The sequence below is a fragment of the Sphingobacterium zeae genome (assembly GCF_030818895.1).
GTDB lineage: Bacteria > Bacteroidota > Bacteroidia > Sphingobacteriales > Sphingobacteriaceae > Sphingobacterium > Sphingobacterium zeae.
The window spans coordinates 2,567,859-2,580,103 of sequence record NZ_JAUTBA010000001.1 but is presented as its reverse complement, the minus strand read 5'-3'; the positions used below and the strand labels follow the sequence as shown (position 1 = coordinate 2,580,103).

Genomic DNA, 12,245 nt, shown 5'->3' with positions numbered 1-12,245 from the left:
CCTATCACCATGAATAATCTATCAACAGTGATCGAAATGCAGCAACAGCAGATCGATGCGCAGCAGGTGCAAATATCATATATGAGCAATATCATTTTGATCATGTTCATCGCAGGATGCGGCCTTATACTCGTCATCCTATGCCTAATACTATACCGTAAAGATCAGATACAATCCGAAGACCAAGACTAAATGAAGAACTACAAAATCACCAAAGAGGATATCTTCCAAAAAACCGAAGGCGGACTCGATATCATCCGGTATTATGTTCCGGAGATCGACGAATGCTTGCGGACTAAGAAGAAATTCAAATTGCACGAAGAAGAAACACCTTCCTCGTCGATCAAGAAAATGAGCGATGGCAATTATGTCGTTGCAGATTTTGGTGACGGTGGTAGATGGATGAACGGTATCGCTCTTGTCCAGGACAAAGAAAAGGTAGAGTACGGTGAGGCAATCAGAATTATAGCTGAGCGCCACGGCATCGGTTCTTCAGAGGAAATAAAGTCGATGTATGAACCTGAGGTAAGCACGACCGATGCTGCCCCGGATCAGGCCGATGGTACATGGATATTTAACCCATGCCAGGAAGTTTCGGAAAATCACCTTCGCATTATTTTTAGCGAAAAGGTTTTTACATACCTGGAGTACACAACCTATAAAGACAAAAAGACTCCGGAAGAAAAAAAGGAAGCGGCTCTCTCCCATTTGAGAAAACTGCTGATCAGCCAGCACTGGCATTGCCTTGAATCTTATACGATCATCAAAAAGCGTAAAGCGATCACGTTTACTGCTACGGAGTTCTATCCCATATTCAGAATTGAGGAGGTTCGTAAAGATGATAAAACATTCAGCAAGGTTTATCAGCCTAAGTCAAAAGATAAGAGCAGACGGTTTTTTTATCATGGTGATTTCGACCCGCAGTTTTTGCATGGATTAAATCAGGTACAGCGGGCTTATGAAGAGTGGTTCGATGATCAGGAAACAGAAGAGAACCCTGATCCGAAATTACCCGAAATAATCTTTTGTACCGGCGGTTCCGATGCATTGAATCTGGCAGCTCTGGGATATCAGGTAATTTATCCATCCAGCGAATATTTTAAGCTGACAAAGGATCACTTATTTGAGCTCAACAGAATGGCGGACAACATCTTTACCTGCCCCGATCTAGATGCTACCGGACAGCTTCAGAATCTTAGGTTATGTCTTACTGATAGCCATGAGTCGTACCTCAACATCCGGACTATTGAACTTCCTGAATCATTAAAATCACGTCGGGATCAGTATGGTCGCCCGTGTAAAGATGTTCGCGATTTCTTAAAGTTCTACCGCGGTCAGGATTTTAAGAACCTGGTTAAAGTAGCACTGATGCTCCGGTTTTGGGATGCCCACATAGCTTTGGATAGATCCGGAAAAGAGAAGATCCGCTACGGCAAAAAGCTTTATGAATATAAGCTTTCGACAGAGCGTGTCCTAAACTTCCTGAAGAAATCCGGATTCGGCCGTCGTAAAGTTAATGACGAGACCATGGAGTTTATCCAGATAGATAACAACCTAGTACGTCAAGTGAAGCCGGAAGATATTAAGGCATTTCTGTTGAATTTCCTCCGGACACGCTTTATGCCCGAAGAGCTGCTGAACGTTGTCCACCGGTCTCCAATGCTTTCAGCTGCTAGCTTCGACTCACTGCCAATTCTAGATCCTGATTTTAGAGATTACGAAGAGCATGCACAATACATGTTTTTTAAAAATATCACCTGGAAGATCACGGCTGAATCTATCGAAGAGATCAAAAATGAGAAAGTCAATAAGATGGTATGGGAGTCCCGGATCATTGATAAGTCTGTTAAAAAGTTGGATCCTATGTTCGAATCTTACACCGATGAAAATGGCAGGCTTAGGCTTAAGGTTTTGAATCAGGACTGTATGTTTTTCCGGATCCTGATCCAAACATCACGTGTACATTGGAGAAAAGAATTTGAAGATAATCTGGAAGATCTTAGCAATGAGGAACGGGACGCTTATCGAGCGGAAAACAAATTTAATATTTCGGGGCCAAACCTGACCGACGAAGAATGCCAGGAACAAGAACAGCACTGTCTAAATAAAATGTTTGCATTCGGCTACATGATGCACAGGTACAAAGCAATGTCCCGCCCGTGGATTGTTATGCCCATGGATGATACGCCGAATAAAGATAGCGGCTCGCACGGGGGTACCGGTAAATCTCTTTTCTTCCTTGGTCTTCGCCAGATCCGCAATGTGCTGCAACTGGATGGAAAGAATGACAACCTTTTTAACGATAACCACGTGTTCGAACAGGTCACAACAAATACAGATATTATTTATATCGATGATGCCTCACGCAATTTCCCAATGGAAAGAACCTTTAGTATGACCACCGGTGATATTACTGTCAATCCAAAGGGTAAGACCAGGACATCTATTCCCTATCACCTGTCGCCAAAAATGGGACTTACGACAAACTTTGCTCCGGATGATCTCGGTCCCTCCAGTATGCGGCGGATCCTCTTTTTAGGTATGTCGAATTGGTACCATGACAATAAAATGGGCATGTTCAATGAGGCGCGTATCCCAAGAGATGATTTCGGCAAAGAGCTATTTACCCAGTACAACGAAAAGGAATGGAATGACTCATTAAACTTTATGGCTCAGTGCTGTCAGTTCTACCTTTCACAGCCAAAGATGATTGAAGCTCCGATGGAAAATATCATGGATCGGGCTTTAACGAATAACATGGGCTTCAACTTCCTGGCATGGGCTGAAGTATTTTTCAGCAAAGAGTCCGGGCGATTGGATATCCACGTGCCGACAACCTATGCCATCGAAGATTATAAAGCTGAGGCAAATGTAAAAGCGCTAACGCCAAATGGATTTAACCAAAAGATCAAGATGTATGCGCAGCTTAAGCACCTGGAATGCAACCCTAAAGAGCTATTGAATTCTGAGGGACGATTGACCAAAAACTGGTATGAGATAAAATATGATAACCGGGATAAATGCTGGCAGAAAACCAATCGTAAGAAGATGAAAACACAATCGATGATCTATCTCCGTACGAAGGATACTGAAATCAATATGGAAGTTTTTGATCCGACGGAGGATGCGATTGAAAACATTGAAGTGCCACAACCTGACGAAAAGAAAACATTACCCTTTTAATAAATAACAAAAATGGAAAGTACAACCGAAAAAAATACGCTGCAGCAATTTGCAGAAAAGATACAGGGATCATTTGAACCTCGGAATTACGAAGGTGGATTGGAGTTCCGGGCTATTGGTGGCCTTGATCAATTACGGCAGGAAGCCGAAAGGCTGATCAGGGAAAATAATTGGCCACTTCAAATATTTAAAGTCGATATCCGGGTCAGGTCAATTTCTGTCAGACAACTGGATGAGCCATGACACTGAGCAAAAAATCAATCCGGTGGCCCCTTGGTTGCCGGTTCATTGACTACAAAAAACGAAGGTTCACAATTAGAAAAATTGTATTCGGGAACGCGGTAGAGGGACAGTGCAATGAGATCTGTATCGATGAGGGGCTGATCCTCTTTAACGCAAGTAATGAACCTCAGACAGCAGTAGGATTTGTCCAGGACGGATCTGAAGAAATGAAGACGATATCGGTCGATGAACTTGAAGAACTGTACCGATCAAACAATATTGATTACCTGCCTTATGGCACTTAGAAATTTTAACATGAACAATTTAGAAAACAACTTACCAGAAAGACAGTTAGACGGTCGGTTTACGGACATCATGATTGACTTGGAATCCCTGGATACCAAAGATTCAACAGCCATTCTTAGCATCGCTGCACAAGCTTTCAATATTGAAACTGGCGAAGTATGTCCGGATAACTTCTATGCAACGCTCAATTACGAGCGGCAGATCCAGGAAGGACGGACAATCTCTGTCGATACCATGCTTTGGTGGGGCAAACAGTCCGAAGAAGCCAAAGAAGAAGCATTCGGGGGTAACATGCCCCTATGGGAAGCGCTTATCGAACTGAGAAGATATTTCAATAAGTATTGCTATACGGATAGGTATGTATGGGCCAAAGCTCCAGCGTTCGATCTTTCGATACTTAAACATGCTTATGATGAGCTTGAACAAGAACCCTATTGGGACTATTCAAATGAGCGCGATGTCCGGACTTACTTATGGTCGGCAGTGAACTTGATCGATCAGACCGAAAATAACACCACGCATATATCAAAACAAGATGTAGCTAACCAGATTAGCCAGGTATGTCACGTGTATCAATTAATCAATCGGAAATAGCCATGAAAAGAGACAAGATCCTACCACCCTATCAACTAAACGATAAAGGTAAGCCGATAGATCTGAACAGTCCGGAAGATCGCGAGCTTGTGATCAAGCGGAACAAGTTCCTCCAGGAGTCGATTGACAATGGCATCCAATTGTACGACTTGAAAGTGAAAGCCTGGATCAGTATCGAATTTCAATGTTTCAAATGCGGATCGACTATAGAGGTTTCAAACAGTGCGCACTTAGACAACGAATACTATGTTACCGAACTCGAGGAGCTCTTTGTCAATGTAAAGTGCAGGTGCTGTGGGTCAAAATTCCGTATCGACGAAGACAACAATATTTTTCTAATTCAAAAAAAAATCAATAACAAAAAATGAAAGCAACAATTCAATTCAACGGTAAATCAGCTGTTATCGAACTAACATCTGATCAATTAGCACAAGCTAAAAAACAAACATCGCATTTTACCAACATCAAAACATTGCAGGATGCATTGGATTATGTTGGCGAAACTACCGATCAATTCAATCGACGCACGCAATTTGATGATGATGCACAAAAGGCGGGTAAAGAACTTGAAGTTATCGCATTAGCTATCCGTCAGGGTAACACTTTGGGTCGTAAACAGGGCGATAAATGGTACTTTCCATATTTCAATTCGAAACGTTCGGCCTCCGGGTTTTCGTTCGGCGGCTGCTTCTACGGTCTCTCGCATTCGTACGTCGGCTCCCGCCTCTGTGTTGAGAGTGCTGAGAAGGCAGCGTATATGGGTAAACAGTTTATTGACATTTATGATAGGTACCTTAATGCAAACGATCTGGCCATTGAAAACCAAATATCTTCTAGCGTTGACCCTAAAGTATTCAACTCTTATAAAGACATCAAAACGATTGAAGATGCATGTGCAGCCTTAGGTATTGATTCTATTGCCTTCCTCGATGGCATAAAGAATCTTAGTCCGGACACGAATGCTTATGAGCAATTGAAAGTTGTCGTGCGCGCTCTTAATGGTGGTGAGCATATGGATTATAAGGATGTGGATGAATACAAATACTTTCCTTATTTCAATTCGGTCGGTTCGGCCTCCGGGTTTTCGTTCGACGGCTTCGACTGCGGTGTCTCGAGTTCGTGCGTCGGCTCCCGCCTCGCATACAAATCAAGGGAGATAGCAGAGTACGCGGGCAAACAGTTCATTGAATTGTACGATCAGCACATCAATGGTTAAATCTTAAAAATAAAAAATAGCATGAAACATTTAGCAACATTCGAGGCGGCAGCCAAAACAATCGGACTGGATCCTACTCAACTACCAATCGTATCGCACTTACCTGAGTCAATGCAAAAAGCGCCAGTAGCCCTTTTTAAATTGTCAGTGATCAGTGCAGCTGCATGGCTAAAAGAAGGTGTCAAAATAGACTGGAATAACCGGTCACAAGGGAAGTATTTCGCTTGGTGGAAAATGCGCTCAGAAGATAATTCGGTCGGTTCGGCCTCCGGGTTTTCGTTCGGCGACTCCTACTTCGATCACTCGACTTCGTTCGTCGGCTCCCGCCTCGTATTTCCAACAAGAAAAGCACTGGAGTACGTCGCTAAAAAACACTATGCTCTTTACAGAGATATCTACGTGATCGACTAAAAAACAAGGTGGCCCATCTTTGCTGCTGAGTCGGTTCGGCCTCCAGGTTTTCGTTCAACGACTACAACTACGATAACTCGAATTCGAACGTCAGCTCCCGAAACTGTGAACAAAGATATTAAGATGGGCACCCTGCCATCATGGCAAAAAATAAAGGTTTAAACGGTCATTGGTAACCGGTACCGGTGAAGATGACCAACTAAAACAGAGGCATGAAAAGAATAAATAATTTATACGAGCAGATTTACAGCATTTTTAATCTGGAATTGGCAGATCAATTGGCCGGCAAAGGTAAAACGAAAACTTACGGTGTGGTCACGCATCGGGCGGATCAACAGATGAATCTCCTGAGGCTTCAACGCATGTTGATGGACAAAACATATCAGACATCAAAGTATCAGGTGTTCAAAGTTTATGAGCCAAAGGAACGAGAAGTATACCGACTCCCCTACTTTCCGGACAGGATCGCCCACCATGCGATCATGAATGTTCTGGAGCCAATATTTGTTCGATCATTCACAACGGACTCATACAGCTGCATTAAAGGCATGGGGCTGCATAAAGCTTCTAGAAGGCTAGCAAAGGCATTAAAAGATACTTCGCATAGTAAATACTGCCTGAAGCTTGATATCACGAAGTTTTATCCAAGCGTTGACCACGATATCCTGAAAGCACTGCTTAGACGTAAATTCAAAGATGAAGATCTTTTGTGGCTGCTGGATGAGATCATAGACAGTGCTGAAGGCTTACCCATCGGAAACTATCTAAGCCAGTATCTGGCAAATTTCTATTTGACAGGACTTGATCACTGGATCAAAGAAGTTAAAGGTGTGCGCTATTATTTCAGGTATGCCGACGATATTGTCATACTTGCTCCAGACAAGCGTATTTTACATCAATTAAGATCCGATATTTCAGAGTACCTGGACACCAATCTAAAACTGAAAGTAAAGGGCAATTATCAGGTGTTCCCTGTGGATTCCCGCGGAATAGACTTTCTGGGATATGTGCATTTTTCAAAGTATATCCGGATACGCAAAACCATAAAGAAGAATTTCGTTAAAGCTATAAAATCGCATAAGCCTCGATCAAGCATAGCAAGTTACCTGGGCTGGACGAAGCATGCCAATTGCCGGAATCTAGAAAGAAAAATTTTACATGAAAAAGTTCAGTGACTTCAATATCACCGTGGAAGCGGAAAATTTCATTGGAGATAAAATCCGGGTGACAAAAATTTTAAATAGGCCAATTATTGTACATGCTTTTAAACTGGATCCGTCCAAGTTTTATGCTGGTGAAAGTTTAGCATTACAGATTGAATTTGAAGGACAAAAGAGAGTGGTTTTCTCGGGATCCAAGCGGCTGAAGGAGCAGATAAAGCAAGTCCCTAAAGATGGATTCCCTTTTCACACCACGATTATTGAAGAAAATGACATGCATTTATTTAGTTAAAAACAAAAAAATATAAAATGAAAGCAAATCACATTTACGAGTGCAAAAGAAAGTATATCCTTTATGAAAATAGGATCCACCTAGTTAATGAGATCCAAACGTCCGGATCAGTATTTATTCTCAACAGCGATATCGGCCGGATCAATGTGCTGAAAAAAGAAGAGGGTGACTTTCTGGATGCAATTCTAATATCCCGTGATCGGAAAGATCTTGAAGATTATGAACGCGAGAGTCCTGAAGCTACTCCAACACGAGTAAAAAACAAAATTTCCCGGGTTGCAGAGAATCTGGAAGATCATACTTCTACCGAAGTTATTGCAAGCAGATCTGAGGAAAATGGTATCACGGTAATGCCTGAGGAAGGCTTTTTAAAATCACCTATCGAAACCACTATCCACAAACATGGCAGCGAGCTCGCATCGATGCTAATGGATACGATGAAAAAGGTTAAAGCCGGAATCATTAAAAAAGATCAGGCTGAATCGATATGCTCCATCGCCCGGGAGATGACCAGTCTGGCCAAAGAAGAAATAAATCTGATCCGTACACTTAGACAATAACGACATGAAATCAAAATTTCCAGTCACTGATCATGCAAAAAAGTTTTGGCTGGCCAATTGGCAATCCATGACCTGTAAAGACCTTGGTAAAAAGTTCGGCTATGATGGTGCTGTTGTCAATCGGTTTTTGAAAAAGCAAGGCATCATCATACCCAGATCGCTCTCCTATAAACTCGCTGGGCAGAAAATCAAAGGCAAGACAAGATCTACTCCAGAAATCGACAAAGCAATAAAGGAACAATATCTAGATGTTCCAATAAAAGCATTGGCCAGACAGCTGGGTGTAAGCGATACACTGGTTAAACGCAGATTAGAACATTTCGGTCTGACCATTCCTGTCGAAATTATTGAACAGCGAAAACGGGACTCTTATATAAAAACCGGAAACATTCCGGTGAATAAGGGTAAAAAGTGGGAAGATTACCTAACTCCGGAGCAACAGGAGAAAAGCCGGAAAACAACCTTTAAGAAGGGCGATATTCCACACAATGCTTATAACGAAATCGGTAAAGTAGTCGTCCGTGCAAAAAAGGATGGTAGTGAGAAATACAAGTTTATCTGTATTAAGCTAGGCGAATGGGTACTATACCATCAATATATATGGGTGCAGCACTTTGGTGAGGTTCCTGATAAGCACGTTATCCGGTTTAAGGACGGTGATTCTATGAACTGCAATATCGAAAATTTGGAGTGCGTTACCATGGCGGAAAATTTAAGATTGAACTCGCTCCAGGACACGGCCATCGCATCTAGATTAGCATCGAAAGGTAGATATGGTCTGGATCCGGAACTGCGATCAGAAATATTAAACAATCATTCCGAATTGATTGAAGTGAGGCGTGCAGAAATGCTTTTAAAACATGAAATAAAAAAGATCAACAATGAATCTTAGCTATGACAAATATATTGTTGCATTTAGTGGCGGTAAAGATTCGATCGCCCTAGTCTTATATTTATTGGACTTGGGTGTGGATCCATGTAAAATAGAGCTTTGGCATCACGATATCGATGGCAACGACGAAGCGTTTATGGATTGGGAATGTACGCACGATTACTGCCAAAAATTTGCTGATGCTTTTGGTTTAGAAATATACTTTAGCTGGAAGGAAGGGGGATTTAAACGCGAAATGCTTAGGGATAACCAACGAACAGCGCCCACTTGGTTCGAAACACCCGGAAAGATCCTAAAAAAAGTTGGCGGTATAGCAGGTAAATTGGCTACCAGGTTAAAGTTTCCGCAAGTCGCAGCTGATTTAAAAGTACGCTGGTGCTCGGCATACTTGAAGATAGACGTTTGTTCAATTGCAATCCGAAACCAAGAGAGATTTAACGGACTAAAGACAATTGTACTATCTGGAGAGCGCGGAGAAGAAAGCACTGCGAGATCAAAGTATAAAATATTTGAAGCAGATCGATCTGATAATAGAAGTGGGAAATTGAATAGGTTAGTTGATCGCTGGAGACCATTACGTGATTGGAAAGAGTCAGAAATATGGGATATCATTAGAAAATATCGCGTACGAGTACATCCATGCTATTACATGGGATGGTCTCGCTGCAGCTGTAAATTCTGCATTTTCGGCAATGCGGATCAGTTTGCCAGTGCATATAAAATAAGCCCAATTCAAGGGGAAGAAATAATGGGATATGAAGAACGTTTCGGCGTCACAATGAAACGCAACACAGACTTACGTTCCCTTATCTCTTGTGGAAATGCATACGCTAATATTACAGCAGAATTGGCCAGACAGGCTACTTCAAAAATTTATGATCAACAAATAATTTTTAACGATAACGAGGAATGGGTATTGCCAGCTGGAGCTTATGGTGAAAGCTGCGGGCCACAATAAAAATAGAGAAATATGAAAACATTAAACGAATTTGAAACAATTGAGGAAATAGATCTAGAAGAATATCTAGGATCTAAACCAGTCGAGATTGACGAAGAACTTTGTCATCATATATCCCATGGTTATGTAGCGTCAAATTATGTTGGTTACATTTCAGAGGGTTATTACATTGATCAACAAGGCGAGGCAGCAGCCTCGTTTGATGATGGAGAAAGTAGAGAACGATATACTTACATGACTGTCGCCAGTTATCCAGATGGAACATACTGGTATCTTGGAGTCTTGCCAGATCTTAACAGACATAGCGATGATGACTAACAATAAAATTAAAAAATAACGCCTATATAAAGCTAGGCGTTATTTTTTTCGATCTCCTTCAACCTCTTCCGCTCCCCGACAACCCATCTGATACAATCGTCAAGTTCCTGGGGCCATTGCTTTAAACCTTCGGTAAGAATTATTATCCCCGCTTCAATGCCGACCCCTTGAGAAGCCATTAGAGCGGAGCGTTTCATGTGTTCCACATATCCCTGTGGTGGTAGCTTACTTATCTTCATAAACAAAACTACATTTTCATTTGGTGAATTACTAATATTTTTAGTATAATTACAAAACTAAACAACTATGCTATGGAAGAAACGAACATTTTAAAAGATGAGCTGAACTATTTGCCAAAGGAATCCATCATTCAATTGCTTAATCACTCCAACGATAAGCACATGGCCATACGCGATAAGGTCGAGGAAATATTCCTATCGATGACCCATGGCCGCATCGAGAGATCCACACTTTCGACATCCGAGATGTTGACGATAATTAGTACGCTTCTCGGCCGACTATAACCCTAATCCCCGCCTTTCATTGGTTGAATTTCCAGCGCTCGCGTAGCAGCGCAAAATAGCAGCTGGCCCCAAAGGCCGGCTGCACCTTTTTATACCCCGCTGCCGTCCCGGCTTTTCCCTTTAACCCTTTAACTCTTTTAACTTTAAAATTTTTGTAATTCTGTAAACAAATAAAAAACAATATGATAAAGGAGTGATTTAGAGAAAATTAAGTGATTACAAAAAAATGTAACACTAAATAGAGATATTACAAAAAAATGTAATCACAACAGCTCCATTCCAAAGATTACAAAATCAAAAAAAAATTGTAACCTATAAAAGCACAAAATATTACATCTTAACTATCTGTATATCAGCATTATATTACAAGTTTACAGAATTACAGAAAATTAGCCGATTTTTTAGGTACCCATTGCAAAAAGTGTTAACAACGTCACACTTTTTTTATCAAGAATTTATCACATATAATTCCGATCGGCGAGGAAAAATATGTATTAAATAGGCTGTAAAAAACCGGAATAATCTGTTTAAATAAAAGAGCATAATAACACTAAAAACCAATACATTAAATTCCGATTCAAGCGGAAAAATAAGTATCTTTGATTGTACCAATCTCGAAGTATTTATGAATGTTTTTTGCCATATCAAAAAAGATATCCTGCGCGACTACCTGCATCACCTTTTTGCCTATGAAAACGATGCGTTCAGTATCTTCCGTGATACCAAGGTTGGCAAGTTTATATGCTCGATGGTCAAGTATTCAGACTTCCCTGTTGAACAGAAATTTGACCCCGACAAATCGGTGAGTTTTAAACTTCCCAAAACATCAGCTATGCCAGGGTTATTCCAAAGGTTCTGCTATATCTCTATCGACGATCAGCAAAAGATCGAAGATTATATCACCGCGACGTTTGAAAACGACTGGATACAATTTTATTACAACGGAATGGCCTTAAAGTTGAAGCAAAAGGATGTTATTCAAACTTATATTCTTTCCAGAAAGCTGGTTTCTAAGATCGGAGATCCCGAGCAACTAAAAAAAAGGCAATACCGATCGGAGGAGAAACAGATCAAGCAACTGTATGAAAGACTGGCCAAACGTGTCCGTATCCAAAACGCAGCTATCAAAAAAGTTATTAACGAATATCAAGATGCCCTATGAAATTGATAGAATCTATACAATACGCTCCAGCCGACCAGATCGTACGCTGGATCCCTGCCGGCAACAGCATTACAGTGCAGCCCTTGAACGGCTGGGCAGACTTGCCTATGCATGTCGCTTCGGGGGAATATACCGAAACAAGTAAAGATGACAAATCCGGCCGAATGAATACCATAACGATAAGTGCACGTTTAAAAGAAGAAGTCACTTTGCCAGAGACGCTAATTATCAGAGTTAACTTTTGTAATGGAACCAATATAATAGTTGGTTCTCCGGATATACCGGTCTACGTAACTTATAATAATTCTCTGTTTTTAAATACAATAACCATATCGCACAATACATTCTACCGACCTATACCAATGCTTCCATAGCATAATAAATACCCCTCAAAACGTCCTTTCCTAGCCTAGCCTGCTTCGACACCTTTGCATCAAATCATAAGAA

Annotated in this window: 16 protein-coding genes; all 16 read left to right on the top strand. The window is 41.2% G+C overall.

Features of this window, described 5'->3' with window-relative positions; all coding sequences use genetic code 11:
• The first annotated feature begins 9 nt into the window (after positions 1–9).
• The 16 genes from QE382_RS10725 to QE382_RS10650 all read left to right on the top strand — a co-directional run bounded on the left by QE382_RS10725 (position 10) and on the right by QE382_RS10650 (position 12,172).
• Entirely contained in the window at positions 10–192 is a 183-nt protein-coding gene (locus QE382_RS10725) for a hypothetical protein (protein WP_307185879.1), read from the top strand.
• A complete protein-coding gene (locus QE382_RS10720; RefSeq protein ID WP_307185878.1) occupies positions 193–3,183 on the top strand; it encodes a primase-helicase family protein in 2,991 nt (996 codons plus the stop codon).
• 12 nt (positions 3,184–3,195) lie between these two features.
• Positions 3,196–3,426 carry a hypothetical protein gene (locus tag QE382_RS10715; protein ID WP_307185877.1) on the top strand — a complete coding sequence of 77 codons (231 nt, stop codon included), beginning with the start codon at positions 3,196–3,198 and terminating at the stop codon, positions 3,424–3,426.
• Between the two features lie 294 nt (positions 3,427–3,720).
• Positions 3,721–4,305 (top strand): 3'-5' exonuclease, encoded by a 585-nt coding sequence (locus QE382_RS10710; protein ID WP_307185876.1) that lies wholly within the window; start codon positions 3,721–3,723, stop codon positions 4,303–4,305.
• Between the two features lie 2 nt (positions 4,306–4,307).
• A complete protein-coding gene (locus QE382_RS10705) occupies positions 4,308–4,673 on the top strand; it encodes a hypothetical protein (protein WP_307185875.1) in 366 nt (121 codons plus the stop codon).
• Positions 4,670–5,521: a hypothetical protein gene (locus QE382_RS10700; protein WP_307185874.1), complete on the top strand. Its 852-nt coding sequence runs from the start codon at positions 4,670–4,672 to the stop codon at positions 5,519–5,521. Before QE382_RS10705 ends, QE382_RS10700 begins: the two co-directional genes overlap by 4 nt.
• A gap of 21 nt (positions 5,522–5,542) precedes the next feature.
• Positions 5,543–5,932 carry a hypothetical protein gene (locus QE382_RS10695; protein ID WP_307185873.1) on the top strand — a complete coding sequence of 130 codons (390 nt, stop codon included), beginning with the start codon at positions 5,543–5,545 and terminating at the stop codon, positions 5,930–5,932.
• A gap of 212 nt (positions 5,933–6,144) precedes the next feature.
• Positions 6,145–7,107, top strand: coding sequence for a reverse transcriptase/maturase family protein (locus tag QE382_RS10690; RefSeq protein ID WP_307185872.1), 963 nt, complete (start codon positions 6,145–6,147; stop codon positions 7,105–7,107).
• The gene (locus QE382_RS10685) at positions 7,091–7,384 is read left to right on the top strand and encodes a DUF8468 domain-containing protein (RefSeq protein WP_307185871.1); all 294 of its coding nucleotides are present in this window, start codon (positions 7,091–7,093) and stop codon (positions 7,382–7,384) included. The genes QE382_RS10690 and QE382_RS10685 overlap by 17 nt, the downstream gene beginning before the upstream one ends.
• 17 nt (positions 7,385–7,401) lie before the next feature.
• The gene (locus QE382_RS10680; protein WP_307185870.1) at positions 7,402–7,944 is read left to right on the top strand and encodes a hypothetical protein; all 543 of its coding nucleotides are present in this window, start codon (positions 7,402–7,404) and stop codon (positions 7,942–7,944) included.
• 4 nt (positions 7,945–7,948) lie between these two features.
• Positions 7,949–8,836, top strand: a complete 888-nt coding sequence (locus QE382_RS10675) for an HNH endonuclease (protein ID WP_307185869.1) — start codon at positions 7,949–7,951, stop codon at positions 8,834–8,836.
• Complete coding sequence (locus QE382_RS10670; protein WP_307185868.1) at positions 8,826–9,794, top strand: phosphoadenosine phosphosulfate reductase domain-containing protein; 969 nt, start codon at positions 8,826–8,828, stop codon at positions 9,792–9,794. The genes QE382_RS10675 and QE382_RS10670 overlap by 11 nt, the downstream gene beginning before the upstream one ends.
• 12 nt (positions 9,795–9,806) lie before the next feature.
• Positions 9,807–10,112, top strand: coding sequence for a hypothetical protein (locus QE382_RS10665; protein ID WP_307185867.1), 306 nt, complete (start codon positions 9,807–9,809; stop codon positions 10,110–10,112).
• Positions 10,113–10,423: 311 nt separating this feature from the next.
• Positions 10,424–10,636 carry a hypothetical protein gene (locus QE382_RS10660; RefSeq protein WP_307185866.1) on the top strand — a complete coding sequence of 71 codons (213 nt, stop codon included), beginning with the start codon at positions 10,424–10,426 and terminating at the stop codon, positions 10,634–10,636.
• 625 nt (positions 10,637–11,261) lie between these two features.
• The gene (locus QE382_RS10655) at positions 11,262–11,798 is read left to right on the top strand and encodes a hypothetical protein (protein ID WP_307185865.1); all 537 of its coding nucleotides are present in this window, start codon (positions 11,262–11,264) and stop codon (positions 11,796–11,798) included.
• Positions 11,795–12,172 carry a hypothetical protein gene (locus QE382_RS10650; RefSeq protein WP_307185864.1) on the top strand — a complete coding sequence of 126 codons (378 nt, stop codon included), beginning with the start codon at positions 11,795–11,797 and terminating at the stop codon, positions 12,170–12,172. Before QE382_RS10655 ends, QE382_RS10650 begins: the two co-directional genes overlap by 4 nt.
• The last annotated feature ends 73 nt before the right edge of the window (positions 12,173–12,245 follow it).